The organism is Kiritimatiellia bacterium (assembly GCA_018001225.1).
In the GTDB taxonomy this organism is placed as follows: domain Bacteria; phylum Verrucomicrobiota; class Kiritimatiellia; order CAIQIC01; family JAGNIJ01; genus JAGNIJ01.
Window position 1 is genome coordinate 39,516 of the sequence record JAGNIJ010000030.1, and the last position, 14,922, is coordinate 54,437.

11 protein-coding genes are annotated in these 14,922 nt (G+C 67.7%); 6 read left to right on the forward strand and 5 right to left on the reverse strand.

What is annotated here, in order from left to right; all coding sequences use genetic code 11:
- Positions 1-126: 126 nt before the first annotated feature.
- A complete protein-coding gene (locus KA248_10765; GenBank protein ID MBP7830388.1) occupies positions 127-2,808 on the reverse strand; it encodes a polysaccharide deacetylase family protein in 2,682 nt (893 codons plus the stop codon).
- Between the two features lie 55 nt (positions 2,809-2,863).
- Positions 2,864-3,577 (reverse strand): Crp/Fnr family transcriptional regulator, encoded by a 714-nt coding sequence (locus KA248_10770; protein MBP7830389.1) that lies wholly within the window; start codon positions 3,575-3,577, stop codon positions 2,864-2,866.
- A 113-nt stretch (positions 3,578-3,690) separates the two neighbouring features.
- Here KA248_10770 and KA248_10775 point away from each other — a divergent pair, with 113 nt between their 5' ends.
- Together KA248_10775 and KA248_10780 are read left to right on the forward strand one after the other, a co-directional pair.
- A complete protein-coding gene (locus tag KA248_10775; protein ID MBP7830390.1) occupies positions 3,691-4,944 on the forward strand; it encodes an RsmB/NOP family class I SAM-dependent RNA methyltransferase in 1,254 nt (417 codons plus the stop codon).
- Positions 4,945-5,022: 78 nt separating this feature from the next.
- Positions 5,023-6,741 (forward strand): carbon starvation protein A, encoded by a 1,719-nt coding sequence (locus tag KA248_10780; protein ID MBP7830391.1) that lies wholly within the window; start codon positions 5,023-5,025, stop codon positions 6,739-6,741.
- Between the two features lie 86 nt (positions 6,742-6,827).
- Here the strand turns inward: KA248_10780 and KA248_10785 are convergent, their stop codons facing one another.
- Together KA248_10785 and KA248_10790 are read right to left on the reverse strand one after the other, a co-directional pair.
- Positions 6,828-8,255 (reverse strand): MBOAT family protein, encoded by a 1,428-nt coding sequence (locus tag KA248_10785; protein MBP7830392.1) that lies wholly within the window; start codon positions 8,253-8,255, stop codon positions 6,828-6,830.
- A gap of 4 nt (positions 8,256-8,259) precedes the next feature.
- Positions 8,260-9,315, reverse strand: coding sequence for a hypothetical protein (locus KA248_10790; GenBank protein ID MBP7830393.1), 1,056 nt, complete (start codon positions 9,313-9,315; stop codon positions 8,260-8,262).
- 111 nt (positions 9,316-9,426) lie between these two features.
- Between KA248_10790 and KA248_10795 the strand changes: the two genes are divergently transcribed.
- The 4 genes from KA248_10795 (at position 9,427) to KA248_10810 (ending at position 13,964) form a co-directional block, all read left to right on the forward strand.
- On the forward strand, positions 9,427-10,983 hold the full coding sequence (locus KA248_10795) for a hypothetical protein (GenBank protein ID MBP7830394.1): 1,557 nt from the start codon (positions 9,427-9,429) through the stop codon (positions 10,981-10,983).
- 58 nt (positions 10,984-11,041) lie between these two features.
- Entirely contained in the window at positions 11,042-11,764 is a 723-nt protein-coding gene (locus tag KA248_10800; protein MBP7830395.1) for a PEP-CTERM sorting domain-containing protein, read from the forward strand.
- Positions 11,765-11,814: 50 nt separating this feature from the next.
- On the forward strand, positions 11,815-13,230 hold the full coding sequence (locus tag KA248_10805; protein MBP7830396.1) for a Coenzyme F420 hydrogenase/dehydrogenase, beta subunit C-terminal domain: 1,416 nt from the start codon (positions 11,815-11,817) through the stop codon (positions 13,228-13,230).
- 245 nt (positions 13,231-13,475) lie between these two features.
- Positions 13,476-13,964: a transposase gene (locus KA248_10810; protein MBP7830397.1), complete on the forward strand. Its 489-nt coding sequence runs from the start codon at positions 13,476-13,478 to the stop codon at positions 13,962-13,964.
- A gap of 7 nt (positions 13,965-13,971) precedes the next feature.
- Here the strand turns inward: KA248_10810 and KA248_10815 are convergent.
- Positions 13,972-14,922, reverse strand: a 951-nt coding sequence (locus tag KA248_10815) for a 4Fe-4S binding protein (GenBank protein ID MBP7830398.1), incomplete at its 5' end; no start/stop codon positions are given.

Below are 14,922 nucleotides of genomic sequence, written 5' to 3' on the forward strand. Positions count from 1 at the left end.
CGCCCGGCGCAAAGCAATTATGGAGTAATGCGTCAGTCACGTAGCCCGCGGGCGTCGCCAGCGACGCCCCTACAGCCCCTCTGCATCACTTAAGGATTACATTATGAAGGCCCGCGCGCGATGGGCTCACGGCCCGACCAGGCGCACGCGGTAATAGACGCGGGCCAGGCCGGCCGCCGCGTCGGTCGCGCCGCACACGCCGCCCGTCGCCGTCAGCGGGCCCGGCAGGTCCAGCCACGCTCCGCCGGGGGCGAGGTCAGTCCGGCACTGTATCCGGTACTGCCGGCCGGGCACGGACTCGAATTGCAGGTCCCACGCGCCGCCTCGCGGCATCGGCCGGCGCATGACCAGCGCGCTGGCGGGATCGCCCGCGTCCGTACCGGCCAGGGTCTCGTGCAGGTCGGACATGCCGTCCAGGTCGGAATCCGCGCCGGGCAGCCCGACGCGGCGGCCGGTCAGCGTGACGAAATGGAAGCCGTAGTTGCCGTATACATCCAACTCGCCTTCCGCGGCTTCGCCGAGGAAGTGGGCGGAGAGATAGCGGTCGTTCCCCGAGACGCTGTCGCTGGCAATGACGCCCGACACGTGCAGCGAACCCAGCGAGGCGGCGCCCAGCGCCGCGTTCAGGCTGGCCCACGGGATCGCAACCTCCCAGCGATCCGTCTGCCGGTTGGCGTCGTCATCGGAGGATCCGGTCGGCACCGCGCCAGCGCCATCGAACTGCGACAGGCGGGCGCCGGGCACGGGCTGGAACATCGTCGCGCCGGAGGACAGGTAGAACACGCCCTGGCCGAAATCGCAGCCGTTCCCAAGGTTGAAATGCGGGAAGATGCCGTCGCCGTATTCGTCGCCCAGCACGATGGCCACGTTCGCCGCGGGCACAAGCCCCAGGTTGTGGAGCCGGTCCAACCCGGCCGGCGCACCGCGAAGGTTCCACAGGTTCTCCACGCCGCCAGCCAGCGACCCGGCCGCCAGGAAAAGGATCATGCCGTTGTTGTCGCCGGCCAGGTCGCATCCCGTCGCGCCGAGGTACAGGTTCGTCGCATCGGTGTTGACGTACACGTTGCCGAAGCTCCCGAAGCCGGCGGTCGGCGAGGTCGCTAGCGCGCCGCCGGAGAGATCGAGATCGAAGGATTCCCCGGCGCTATTCTGGCCCGTGGCGGAACGCGTTGCGATCGCGGGCGAGCCGGGCGCGCACTGGACGGGCGCCGGGGCCGCGGGCGACGCGGACCGGATCGTCAGCGCCCAGTCGCCGCCGCCGTTATCGTCCCACACCCCCTGCCCGTCCGTGAACGCGAAGTCCAGCCGGCGCGCGCCGTCGGGGACCGCGACGGAACAGGTCCAGGCCGAGTCGCCTTCCCGCGTCATGGCCAGGTCGCGGACCTCCTGCCAGCCGTCCCGGCCAATATGAACCTGGAGCGCGGCCGCCTCCCGGAAGGCGTTGGTCCCCGGGACGTAGCGGAGCGTGATCGTCGTGTTCTCCGCCGCATCGTCGGGCGCGATGCGGACCGAGCCGGCCGGATACGTCAGGTTCGCCCCGGGGCGGACCTTGGACAGCCGCCCGGCCAGCCGGGTCCAGACCGTGACGGAGCCCGACGGATTGCGGACGCGGTGGGACGCCGGCCATTCAAGAGCCCGCGCGGAGGTGAGATAGTCCTCCACCTCGCTCATCGTCGCGTACCAGACGTCGCCGCGGTCGCCGAGCGCGGCGCAGAGCGCGTCCATGTAGGCCCAACTGTTGTTCGACTGGCTGTAGTCCAGTTCGTAACTGTGGCCCCAGATGAACAGCAGGGCCATTCGTTCCTCCGCGCGCGCTGCGAACGCATCGGCCAGTCCCTGCGCGGCCGAATGATGGCATGTCGGGTGCCACTTGAGCGGGTTCGGCGGGAAGTACTCGAGCGCGTACGAGTCCAGCGTCGTCCGCGCGCTCTTCACGCCCAAGTTCGCCAAAAGGGAGATCACGCGGTTGTTGAACGCGCCGAAGGGGTACGAGAGGCTGCGGATCGTGTACCCGGCGGCGGCCCCCAGCGCGGCGCGGTCCGTTCCGACCTCCCACTGCACACCGCCGTCGTCGAGGCCGTCCAAGTACGGATGGTGCACGGCATGCGAGGAAACCTCGTGCCCGGCGTACAGCGACGGGATTTCGGCGGTCGAGACGAACGTGTCGGAATTGAGCGAGCCGGAGTTGAGGTGGAACGTGCCGCGGATCCCGTGCGCGTTGAAGAGGCCGACCAAGCCGCGGTCCTGCACGTGGCCGTCGTCGTAGCTCATCACCAGGGCCTTCCACCGCCCGCCGGGGAACGCGAAGCGTGCCGGGTCCAGGGCCGGAACCTCGCGCTCCACCGCCCCGTTCACGCGTACGGCGCTCGCCTGGTCCACCAGCGTCGGCGCGGGCCCCGCGTCGATCACCACGGTGTTCGCGGCGCCCCCGACGAGCGCAACGCGGAAGTTGCCGTCGTTGGAATGGAAGTCCGCCTTCACGGCGCGCTCCGACCACGAGCCCGGCGCCACGAACTGGAACGCCGCGTTGGCCCCGTCCGGCTTGTCCGACCATTCCGAGCCGAGTGGCGACAACGGCCCGATGTCCGGGAACGTGTATACCAGGCGGCCCTGCGTCACCGTCGCCAAGGTCGAGTTGTTGTTCCAACCGTTGAGCGTACCCGCGAGTGCCACGGACCGGCCCTCGGCCGTGGAACCGGACGGCGGCAGGTTGGTGATGGTGATCGTCAGGCTGGTCCCCGCGGCCCGGTTCGCGAACAGCAGCCAAACAGGGAGCAGCCAAGGCAGGCCGGGCAGGATGTGTTTCATGCGCGCCACCCTACGCCCCGCCAAAAAACGCGTCAGTGACGCGCATCACCAACGGTCAGAACGGCGCGTCGCGGTACTGTATGCTGGCGGCGAGATCCTTGTCCCGCACCACCCGGTCCAGCCAGGCGCGGTCAATGATCGGGAAGCCGCGGTTGAAGTCCACGACTCCCTCGGCCTTCAGCCGGGCGAACAGGCGCGTGACATGCTCGCGGCTCAAGTTCAGCAGCGAGGCGATTTCAGGCTGCCGCAACTTTTTGCGGATGAATATTTTACCCATCCTGTCTTCTCCACACTGGCCGCTCAAGGTCTGGAGGTAAAGGGCCAGGTCGTTGAGCCCGCTGCCGCGCGCGGCCTTGTCCACGAGGTAGCGCGCGATCTTCGAGAGGGCCAGCACAACCTGTCCCCGGAAGGCGGGCACGGCCAGGAACCGGCGCACGAAATCATCGCGGCCGATCTCGAGGAGGGTGCAGGCCGTCGCGGCGCCGGCACTGGTGTAGTAGGTATCGAGCATCGCCTCGCCGAAGCCGAACAACTCCCCCGCCCGCACCACGGCCAGCCGCACCGGCTCGCGGGCGCCGTCGCCAAGCTTATGGAGAACCACCTCGCCCTTCAGGACGGCGTGTACTTTCCGGGACGGCTCGCCCTCGTCGTAGATCGGCTGGAATTTCCGGTACGAAACGCGGCGGCACAGCGGCGCGAGGTCGCGGATTTCCCGCTCCGTGCAGCCCGTGAAAAACTCAACCGTCTTAAGGTCCGCCGGGTCCGCCATCGCGCGCTCCCTGATCCGGAAAGGGCCCCTTGAATTCGGCGATCCGTTTCATCCGCTCCAGACCCTATCAGAAGGCTCCCCGGAAGCCCATGTTTGTACTATAATCAGGCGACATGGGACAGGATTTGCATTCAGGGCGGCGGCCGGACATCGCGGCGCGGCAAGCCGCGCGCGCGACGGCGCTGGTGGCGCAGGTGGCCGAAGCCGTGGCGCGGGGCCAACCGGCTGACGCCACGCTCCAGTTTTTTTTTCGCGCCCACCGGGAGTGCGGCTCGCGCGATCGCAAGTTCATGGGCGATCTCGTGTTTTCATTTTTCCGCTGGAAGGGCTGGCTGCCGGAATCCCCCCTGGAGACGGCCTGCGCACTGGCGTGGGCCCTCGACGCGGGCAGCCCCCACCCCTCGGCCACAGCCCTGTCCGGCGGCGAACCGCCGCCGCCCTCGGGCCGGCTGACACTGGAGGAGAAGGCCATCCTGGTCGCCCGCCGGTTGAATCTCGATGCGCCGCCCCGACCGGCGGACCTCCTGCCCTCCTGGGTGCCGGCCAGCCTGGCGGGCCACGCCGACCGCTTCATCGAAGCCATCCAGCGGCGCCCGCCCGCCTGGGTGCGCGTCCGGCAGGGCCACGTCCCGGCCGTGCGCGCGGCCCTCGAACGGGAGAAGATCCCCGCTTCGCCGCAGGCCGTGGTGACGTGCGCCCTCGCCCTGCCGGGTTCCTCGCCCCTGCAGCGACTGGCCCCGGACCTCCGGACGCGCTTCGAAGTGCAGGATCTCGCCTCGCAGGCCGTCGGGCTGCTGGCCGCGCCGCAGGCCGGGGAGAACTGGTGGGACGCCTGCGCCGGCTCGGGCGGCAAGGCGCTCCACCTGGCCGACCTCATGGGGAACCGCGGCCGGATCGTGGCCTCGGACATCCGGGCCGACGCGCTGGCGCGGTTGCGTCAGCGCGCCCGCCGGGCCGGTTGCGCCATCATCCGCATGTCGCCCGCGGCAGAAACCGGCGGCCCTCCCTTTGACGGGGTGCTGGTCGACGCCCCCTGCTCCGGGCTCGGCACATGGTCCCGGAATCCCGACGCGCGCTGGCGCACGGCGGCCGGCGATCCCGAACGGCGCGCGGCGGTGCAAGCGGACATCCTGGGGCGCGCCGCGCAGCGGGTAAGGCCCGGAGGCCGCCTCGTGTATTCCGTCTGCACCCTGACCCGCCGCGAAACGCTGGATAGCACGGATGAATTCCTGCGGGCGCATCCCGAATTCCGGCTTGAGCCGGGCGCCCATCCGCTCTCCGGCGCGGACACGGATGGCCGGTTCTGGATCTGGCCATGGGACGGCCCCTGCGACGGGATGTACGCGGCCCGCTTCCGGCGCGGCTGAAGCCTTCACGCTTGCGGCGGGAGGCGTTTGTGTTAACGTTTTCCCTCATGAGATTTCGCGGCGGGGAGACACGGTAACATGCTGGGATGGCTCTTTTTGGCCTGCTGCGCCGCCCTGGCGGCCGCCTATTTCATCTACGGGCGTTTCCTGGAGCGGAACCTGGACATCCGCGCCGACCGCGTCACGCCCTCCGTGACGCTACAGGACGGCATGGACTACGTGCCGACCCGGACGTCCGTGCTGTTCGGGCACCATTTCAGTTCCATCGCCGGGGCGGGCCCGATCGTCGGGCCCATCATCGCCGGCCTGGCCTTCGGCTGGTTCCCGGCCCTGCTGTGGATCCTGGCCGGCTCGATCTTCATCGGCGGCGTGCACGACTTCACGGCCCTCGTCGCCAGCCTGCGGCATCGCGCGCGTTCCATCGGCGAGCTGTGCCGGGACCTTTTGAACCCCTCCGCGTACTACGTGTTCCTGGTCTTCATCTGGCTCACGCTGATGTACGTCGAGATCGTGTTCATGGATCTCACGGCCTCGACCTTTGCGCCGGCGACCCAGCCGGAGACCGCGGACCTCCAGTTGCACCAGGGCGGCGTCGTGGCCACCGCGTCCGCGCTGTACCTGCTCCTGGCCGTGCTCTTCGGGTTGACCGTGTACCGCTTCAAGGTCTCGATCGGCCGCGCCACGCTGGTGTTCGTCCCCCTCGTGTTCCTGGCCCTGTGGGTCAGCCACCTCCTGCCGCTGCGCGCCGACCGCCTCCCGGAGGTGTGGCTGCTCGGCAGCGCGAAGAACACCTGGCTGGCGGTCCTGCTCGTTTACTGCTTCTTCGCCTCGATCCTGCCGGTGTGGGTTCTGCTCCAGCCGCGCGACTATTTGTCCTCCTTCCTCCTGTACGCCTGCGTGGGCGGCGGGGTCGCGGGCCTGCTGGTCTCCTCGGCGCGCGGGACGGTCGCCATCCAGTACAACCCCTTCACCGGGTGGTCGAACCCGGAGCTCAAGGGCCTGTTCCCGGCCCTTTTCATCACCATCGCCTGCGGGGCGGTCAGCGGCTTCCACTCCATCGTCGCGTCGGGCACCACGTCCAAGCAGTTGTCGAACGAGAAGTCCGCGCGCACGGTGGCCTACGGCGGCATGCTGGTCGAAGCGGTCCTGGCCCTCGTCGCGCTCGCGGCCGTCATGATCATGGCGGACAAACCCGCGGGGCGGAACCCGGTGGCCATCTTCGCGGGCGGGCTGGGCGAGTTCCTCTCCGCGCTGCACGTCCCGCGCCAGGCCGCGGTGACGTTCGGCCTGCTGGCGGTCAGTTCCTTCCTGCTGACGACGCTCGACACGTGCACGCGGCTGGCGCGGTTCATCTTCGAGGAGCTCTTCGGCTTGAGCGGGCGAACGGCCCGCTACGCGGGCACGCTGGCCAGCCTCGCCCTGCCGGCGCTGGTGGTCTTCCGCCAGGTCGCCGGCCCCGGCGGGAAGCTCATGCCCGCCTGGCAGGCGATATGGCCGGCCTTCGGCGCGACCAACCAGCTCCTGGCCGCGCTGGCCCTGCTGGTGGTCTACGCGTGGCTGCGGCGGAACGGGAAGCGGACGGTCTACGTCCTGCTCCCGATGCTCTTCATGTGCGCGTCGACGCTCACGGCCCTCACGCAGTTGGCGGTGCTGAACCTGTTCCGGAAGGGCAGCCTGCTGGTCGGAAGCCTCTGCCTGTTCCTCGCCCTGCTCGCCGCCGCGCTGATCCTGAACACCGGCTGGAACCTGCTCCGCCCCCGCCCCGCGCCTGTCGGATTCGCGCCGGACACGAAGTAATACCAGGGACAGGTGCGAGGCGGTACGAACGGCGTCGCAGAGCGCCTGCGAGCCCTAAATCTACCCGCCTTCACCCGGATTTGGTATCAGAACTGGAAGTAGATGTACGGCGCGCTGTTGTTCACGGCGGTCAGGACGATCACGATGACCAGCAGCGCCAGCCCGGCCACGCGCAACGGCCACGGCCAGCGGCGCACGCGGGCGTTGAGATCCAGGTATTCCTGGCTGAACTCGACGAACATGTTGCCCAGGAAAATCGCCCAGAAACCCCAGAGGATCCAGGGCGTCGGCGGGACCGGCCCCTCGCGGAAGCCGAACAGGATCTTCAGCATGCGGCCGATCATCGGGACGCTAGGCGCCCGGAAGAACAGCGTGCTGAACATGGTACAGGCGTAGGTGAAGATCGTCGCCGCCAACAGGCCGGGCGTCAGCCGGCGCGACGGGCTCTTCCAGCCGATCCTCTTGCGGAACCCGCGCCAGAGGTAGTAGAGCGCCATGAGCACGGCATGGAAGCCGCCCCAGAACACGAAGTGCCAGCTCGCGCCGTGCCACAGGCCGCAGAGCAGCAGGACGATCATGCCGTTGAGCAACGCGCGCCCCCCGCCCTTCCGGAAGCCGCCGAGCGGGTAAAAGAGATAGTCCCGCAACCAACTGGTCAGGCTGATGTGCCACCGGTTCCAGAAATCCGCAATCGAGGAGGCGAACAGCGGCCGCCGGAAATTCTCGACGATGCGGATGCCGAAGAGGCGCGCGGAGCCGATGGCGATGTCCGAGTAGCCCGCGAAGTCGAAGAAGATCTGGACCGAGAACGCCATCAGGGAGCTCCAGACCGTGAAGGTGGAGTAGCCCCCGGGATTGGCGTAGACCGCGTCCACGAGGATGGCGAACCGGTCGGCGATGACCAGCTTCCGGAAGAAGCCGAAGATGATGCGCGTCAGACCGGCGCCGATGTCGTCCCACGTCGGCCGCTGGTACGTGGACAGCTGGTGGATCAGGTTGCTGGCGCGCTCGATCGGGCCGGCGACGAGCTGCGGGAAGAACGAGACGAAGAGGGCGAAATTCACGAAATCCCGCTCGGCGGGGATCTGCCGGCGGTAGAGCTGGATCGTGTAGCTCATCGTCTGGAAGGTGTAGAACGAGATGCCCACCGGCAGGATGATGTGCATCGGCACCCAAGCGATTTCCAGCCCGAGGAGGCGGCCCAGGCCGACGGCATTGTGCATGAAGAAATCGCCGTACTTGAAGAAACCCAGCATGCCCAGGTTGCCGGCGACGCTGGCCGCGAGGATCAGCCGTCGGGCGCGGGGGCTTTCCGCGCGCGCCAGGCCCAATCCGCAGAAGTAATCGAGGAACGTGGAGATCGCCAGCAGCGTTCCGTAGATCGGGGTCTCCCAGCAGTAGAAAAGGTAGCTCATCACGAGCAGGAACCACTGGCGGCCGCGCAGCGGCAGGCGCAGGTAGGCGCAGAAGACCACGATCAGGAACACCGCGTATGTGAAACTGTTGAAGAGCATGGCGCTACGGGGTTCCGGTTACGAACGCTTGCAGGTGATCGCAGAGCTGCTCGGCAAAGCGCTGGTGGTTGGGCGGCTTGAGGTGGCTGCTGGTCAGGAACTCGTCGTTGGGCAGGGCGTCGCGCATATCCCACAGGGGCAGCGTCATGGCCGCCGCCTGCGCCCGCAGGTCCTCGATGAACGCGGCGTCCCACTTCGCGCGCGCGTCCTGCAGCAGGGCGCGGCGCGGCTGGGCCACGATCACGACGGGCACGCCGATTTTTTTCAACCCGTCCAGGAACTCCCCGAGCATCCGGCTGGATTCCCCGGCGTAGGTGAACTGGATATCCCCGGCGGGGGGCGGGGGCAGTTCCATCGCGGGCCGCCAGGCCGTGCCTTTCAACTGCCAGGGACGGTAGTTTACGGCGGGAGCGTAGAACATCGTGTGGATGCCGGGCAGGCGGACATCCAGCCAGGACCACAGGTATTCCTTGAGCCGGTACAGGGCCACCCGGTCGTACACCGCGAAGGCTAGCGTGTCCTCGATCCGCGCGTGGCGCTTCAGGAACGATAGCGGCAAGCCCCCCAGGATGGCCGGGCGGCCGGCCAGGCGCGGCAGGTCGGTCCGGCAATGCAGGAACCCGCGGTGCGCGTGCTCGAGGCTGTAGTCCGCGAACCCGGTCACGGCCAGGATCAGCGACGGGGGATTCAACTGAAGGTATCGGGCCAGGAGCACGTATTCGATCGACGTCATGCCATCGGACGACCAGTTGAGCACCTTCCAGTCGGAGCGCCCGTTCACGCGGCGCTCGTTGAGCAGCGCCTCCAGCCGGGCGGGATAGGTCTGGCGGCCGAGGTACTCGCCCGCGTAGGCCTGCGAGTTGGAGATCAGCACCACGGTCGCGCCCTTCGGGCCGCGGCCGACGTCCCGGATGTACTCCGGCCAGCCGCGGAACCGGTAGGGATTGCGGTTATCCTCCAGGCCGCCCGGCACGGCGGGCAGCAGGCGCCGAGCCAGGACCTCGCCAAGCCCCAGCACCAGCACGGCAACCAGAATGACCCATGGCCAGCGTCTTTTCATGACAGGAATGGAAAGCCGGTACGCTAGGGGAAGCCGTCCCGGTTGGCAAGTCCCGATGCTTTACAGGGCGGTGCGGCCCACGTATAACAGGCGCGCGGCAAGGCGGATCGAATGAAGGACCTCACCTCCAGCAAGGCGGCGGCGCTCGCGGCGGGCGGCTTCCTGGCGCTCCTGTTCACGCTGGTTTTCCTGCTGAACGCCTGGGTCTGCGACGACGCCTACATCACCTTCCGGAGCATCGACAACCTCCTGCACGGGCATGGCTTGCGGTGGAATGTCGCGGAACGGGTTCAGTCTTTCACGCATCCGCTGTGGATGATGCTCATGACCGCGGCCGCCGGGCTGACCCGCGAGTTCTTCTTCACGACGATCGGTGTGTCCCTGCTCCTGGGCCTGGCGACGCTGCGGGTTCTGCGGGCCGGGGCCGTCCTCGTGTTCCTGCTGGTCAGTTCCAAGGCGTTCATGGATTACTCCAGTTCCGGCCTGGAGAACCCGCTGTCGTATTTGCTGCTGGCCCTGTTCTTCCGGGAGTTCTTCCGGGAATCCCCGGCGGACGATGGGGACGACCGCTGGCGAATCGGGCGCCTGGTGCTGCTGGCCACGCTGGCCTACCTGAACCGGCACGACACGATCCTGCTCTTCCTCCCGGCCCTGGGTCTCGTCCTCGCTCAAGGCCTGCGTCGCCACGGCGCCCGCGCCCTCGCGCCCGTGCTGCTGGGCGGCCTGCCCGCCGCGGCCTGGCACGTATTTTCCGTCGTGTACTACGGCTTCTTTTTCCCGAACACCTACTACGCCAAGCTCGCGGGCGCGGGCGTCGCCGGCTCCGTCCTGCGCCGGCAGGGCTGGGCCTACCTCGTCAACAGCCTGAACTTCGACTTCCTCACGCTCTTCGTGACCGCCCTCGGCCTCGGCACGCTGCTCCTGCCGCGCGCCCGGAAGGCGCCGGGGCTGTGCGCCGGGCTGGGCGTGCTGCTGTATTTCGTCTACGTCATCCGGATCGGCGGGGATTTCATGAGCGGACGTTTCCTCGCCCTGCCCTTCCTGCTGGGCGCCTGGCTCGTCGCGCGGGAAATCACGGCGCGCCGGCTGGGCTGGATCGCGTTCACGCTGCTGGCGCTGTATAACGTCATCGCCCCGCGCGCGCCGATCAAGACCAGCCGCGCGTACGCCCGCTGGGACCCCGACGAGCACAACGGGATCTCCGACGAGCGCGCCTATTATCAGGATGGCTCCTCGCTGCTGTTCTACTCCCCCGCCTGCCCGCCGCCGGACAATGCCTACACGCGGCTGGCGCTCCAGGCGCGCGGGGCGCCGGACACGACGTTCGTCTCCGAGACCATCGGCTTCGCGGGGTTCATCGTCGGCCCGGAGAAATACGTGATCGACAAGCTGGGCCTCACCGATCCCCTGCTCGCGCGCCTGCCGATCTCGAGGCGGAGCCTGGCGAACTTCCAGATCGGCCACTTCGCGCGGCGGCTCCCGCTCGGGTATTTCGAGTCCTGCGCGGACGGGGTCAACCGGATCCAGGACCCGGGCGTGCGGGCGTACTACGACGGGCTGCTGCTCATCACCCGGGCCCCGCTGTTCGCGCCGGGCCGGTGGAAGGCCATCCTGGAGTACAACCTCGGTTCCAAACGCCGGTACAAGCAGGATTACCTGGCCGACTAATTTCCTGTTGACCGCCCAGCTTAAACGTATAATAGTCGTCCAGGATATGGAGGTTTCCATGAACTTGCGCGTGGCGATCGCCGTGCTGCTCTGCGGCCTCACCGGGGCCGAGGCCGCCGTCACCAATTACGTCGACAATTTCAACGATACCGACGCGCGGGAGCATAACTGGATGTACTGGGGCGTCCCCACGGGCGGGGGCCCCACCCAGGATTACGCCGCGGTCTGGATGGCCAACGGCGGCGTCGGGAATTCCTCCCGCCTGACCCTCGATCTGCAGGATGCGCGCGAGGTCTACAGCAGCTACTGGCCGCAGTACCTGGTGGACGACTACCGGGACGCGGACCAGGAACTGGATTTTCGCAACCACTCGGTCAGCGCCATCTTTAATTCGCATAACGTGGTCGATGTGTTCAACGGCGGCACGCTCCACTTCTTCATCGGGGAGTGGCAGGACAGCGAGCACTATTCCTTCTACTACCACGACACGGCCTTTACCGTGAACGTGCCCCAGGGCGACTGGTCCCAGTTCACCACCATCGACATCGGCACGGGCGACGAAGACTGGACCCTGCTGGCGGGCTCCAATCCCGTAACAGCCACCAACCTGTTCGACAACCCCCAGCAGTACGGGTTCGTGATCGTCGGGGCCGGCAGCCAGCCGACGTTCAACCTGTCCATGGACGACTTCAGCGCGATCCAGACGATCCCGGAGCCGGGCGTGCTCGCGCTGCTGGGGGCCGGGCTGACGGTGTTGTATCTATACCGCCGGCGCCGCTGACGCGGCTTCCTTCTTGATTTTCCCCGGGGCCGGGCCATCATGGCCCGGTCATGGACACCCGCGAAAAATACTTCGCCGCCGACAAGTACCGCAACGTCGAGGGCATCCTCGGGATCGTCCGGGACGGGCTCTGCCACCGGTGCGGGGCCTGCATCGGGGTTTGCCCCGTCGGCACGTTCGGCATCGACGACCACGCCTACCCGAAGCAGGTGGACAAGTGCATCGAGTGCAACATCTGCGTCCGGGTCTGCCCCGGGCTGGCGGTGGACTACCCCGCGCTCGGCGAGGCGATGTTCCCCGGGCGCTACCAATTCGGCAGCCTCATGGGGCCCTTCCTTTCCACGTACGTCGGCCACGCCGGCGAGCCGGAGGTCCGGAAACTGGGCGCGAGCGGCGGGGTGATCACCCAGGTCCTCGCCCACTGGCTCGAGACCGGCCGGATCAAGGGCGCGCTGGTGACGGTCGAGGACCCCGACGAGCCCTCGCGCGGCAAGGGGATCATCGCCCGCACGCGCGAGGACATCCTGCGCTCCGCGCAATCCCGCTACTGCTCCGCGCCGTCGTTCTCCGCGCTCTACGACATCCGCAACGAGGAAGGCCCTTTTGCGGTCGTCGGGCTCCCTTGCCAGATCCACGCCCTGCGCAAGCGCCAGCTCATGGACCCGCGCTGGAAGCAGCGCATCCCGATGGTCATCGGCCTCCTCTGCCACTACAACCTGCCCTTCGAGTCCACGCAGGCCTCGGGGCGGATGCTCGCGCCGAAGGACCATAAACTCGCGCACACGAACTTCCGTCAGCGCGACGAGCGCGGCTGGCCGCACAACACGCTGGAGATGACGTTCACCGACGGCTCGAAGTGGCGCTCGCCGTACGGGCCGGCCCAGATCTTCAACATCGTCGCCCGCGTCTCGCCGCTCGGCCGCTGCCTGATGTGCCTCGACGCGGCGGCGGAGTTCTCCGACTTCTCCATCGGCGACCCGTGGATCCGCGACGAGCAGGGTCGCTGGAAGTACGACGAGCCCGGCGGCTGGTCGTCCATCCTCGTCCGCACGGAAACCGCGGCGGATTGGCTGCGGGACGCGGAACGGGCCGGCAAGCTGGTGATGAAGCCCATCCCGCCCGCCGAGGTCGAGCGCGGCCAGCACGCGATGATGATCGAGAAGAAGCAGCGGACAGCCTTCCGGCTGCGGCTCCGGAAGAAGTTCGGCAAGCCGGTCCCGGCCTATCCCATGCCCCTGCCGGAAACCTCGCCGGAGCAGAAACGCAAGGAGATGGCCTTCTGGTTCACGCGCATCCTCCCGGCCTTCCCGCGCCTCGCGAAGCTGGCGCTGAAGATCGGGCTCTCGCCGATCGGCGGGTACTTCGTCCGCCGCCGCATGAAGGCCCGCCAGCGCGCCGCCGCCAGCGGGAAGTACCTGGTCAGCACGTCCGACTTCGGCGACGCGAGGGAGAAAAAACAGGACTGACACGGCCGGGACGGCTGTGCCACGCTGCAGAAGAGCAGGATCAAAGAAAGAGTAGTGCGTGACACGGGCGTCCCGCCCGTGCACCCCCGTGAAGGAACTGCTCGGCGTCTTCAAGCCCCTGAACAAGGATTCCGAGATACATCGCCATCACCGCAACCTACCCCACTGGCAACAACCCGACTGCACATATTTCATTACCTTTCGTCTTGCGGATTCGTTGCCCCCAGAATGAACTGAAGCTGCTGGTGGCCGAACGGGAGTCCTGGCTGCGAGCGCACCCCGAGCCATGGACCCTGTCGACGCAGGAGGAGTATCACACTCTGTTCACCGAACGGATCGAAGAATGGCTGGACCAAGGGTATGGCAGTTGCCTGCTCGGTCACCCCCAAACCGGGTCAATCGCCGAACAAGCTCTCATCCACTTTGACCTGACGCGATACGCTCTCGACACCTATGTGATCATGCCCAATCATGTTCACGCGCTCATTCAACCGGCGGAGAACCAGACCCTGCCGACTATCCTGCACAGTTGGAAGTCGTACTCCGCCCATGCCATCAACGACGCCTTGAATCGGAACGGAACGGTGTGGATAGACGAGTATTTTGACCACGCGGTCAGGTCCGGAGATCAACTGGAGCATTTCCGCCGGTACATTCTGGAGAATCCCTCCAAGGCGGGATTGAAAACAGGGTTCCGGGCGGGATCGGGATCTGGAATCAGGCTGAACGAGTGATGCGTTTTCACGGCCGGGACGGCCGTGCCACATTTGCAAAGCTGACCTTCTGCACGCTGATGCACTTCACGGGACACACCTCGAGGCAGGCGTTGCAGCGGATGCAGTCCTCCTGGTGAATCCAGTAGAGGAACGGCGGCGAGCCCGGGAGAAGATGCTCGTCGCGCCGGTCCCAGCCCGTGATGCGATCCTGGCCGTCTTTCCGCAGGGCGCGCGCCTTGACGATGCAGTCGGGCCGCGGCTTGACCTCGACGCACTGGTCGCAGTAGATGCAGCGGTCCATGTCGATCTCGTACTTGTAGTGGCACAGGTAACACCGGCCCGCTTCCTCGCGCGCGGGGCCGGGCTCCAGCCCCGTCTCGACCTCCGCCTCCAGTTTCCGCGCGCCGACCGGCAGCTCCGGCATCGGCCGGCGGGGCACGGCGTCCATCGCCCGCGTCCGCGCGGCGTCACGGCCGGACTCGATCCGCACCGCGTCCTCGATGCGCGGACCGCCCATGAGGAAAGCGTCCACCTCGCGGGTAATTTGCCTGGCATGACCGATCGCCTCGATCAGGGTCGTGGCGCCGGTGGCGTAGTCGCCGGCCAGGAACAGCCGCGGATGGGGTTCCGCCGGGGCCCAACCCCGGTCCGCCTGCTGCCCGGTGGCCAGCAGGACGAGGTCCGCCTCGACGGCGAATTCGCTGCCGGGCATTTCCACCGGGCGGCGGCGCCCGTCGGCGTCGGGCTCGCCGGGTTGCGTGCGGGTGAACCGGACGGAGCGGACAGAGCCGTTCGATCCGTCGAAGGCCACAGGCGCGACTTGTGTCTCCAGCGGGATGCCCTCCTCGGCCATCTCCTCCAGTTCGCCGGGCGTGACGCGCATGTCGTCCACGGTCCGCCGGTAATACACGCCCACCTTCTCCGCGCCCAGCCGCAGCGCCACGCGCGCGCAGTCGATGGCGGTGAACCCGCCGCC

Excerpts from the sequence above, each read along its gene's own strand:
- KA248_10800 (MBP7830395.1), top strand. The coding sequence starts at position 11,042 with ATGAACTTGCGCGTGGCGATCGCCGTGCTGCTCTGCGGCCTCACCGGG.
- KA248_10780 (MBP7830391.1), top strand. The coding sequence starts at position 5,023 with ATGCTGGGATGGCTCTTTTTGGCCTGCTGCGCCGCCCTGGCGGCCGCC.
- KA248_10790 (MBP7830393.1), bottom strand. The coding sequence starts at position 9,315 with ATGAAAAGACGCTGGCCATGGGTCATTCTGGTTGCCGTGCTGGTGCTG.
- KA248_10770 (MBP7830389.1), bottom strand. The coding sequence starts at position 3,577 with ATGGCGGACCCGGCGGACCTTAAGACGGTTGAGTTTTTCACGGGCTGC.
- KA248_10765 (MBP7830388.1), bottom strand. The coding sequence starts at position 2,808 with ATGAAACACATCCTGCCCGGCCTGCCTTGGCTGCTCCCTGTTTGGCTG.
- KA248_10795 (MBP7830394.1), top strand. The coding sequence starts at position 9,427 with ATGAAGGACCTCACCTCCAGCAAGGCGGCGGCGCTCGCGGCGGGCGGC.
- KA248_10785 (MBP7830392.1), bottom strand. The coding sequence starts at position 8,255 with ATGCTCTTCAACAGTTTCACATACGCGGTGTTCCTGATCGTGGTCTTC.
- KA248_10805 (MBP7830396.1), top strand. The coding sequence starts at position 11,815 with ATGGACACCCGCGAAAAATACTTCGCCGCCGACAAGTACCGCAACGTC.
- KA248_10775 (MBP7830390.1), top strand. The coding sequence starts at position 3,691 with ATGGGACAGGATTTGCATTCAGGGCGGCGGCCGGACATCGCGGCGCGG.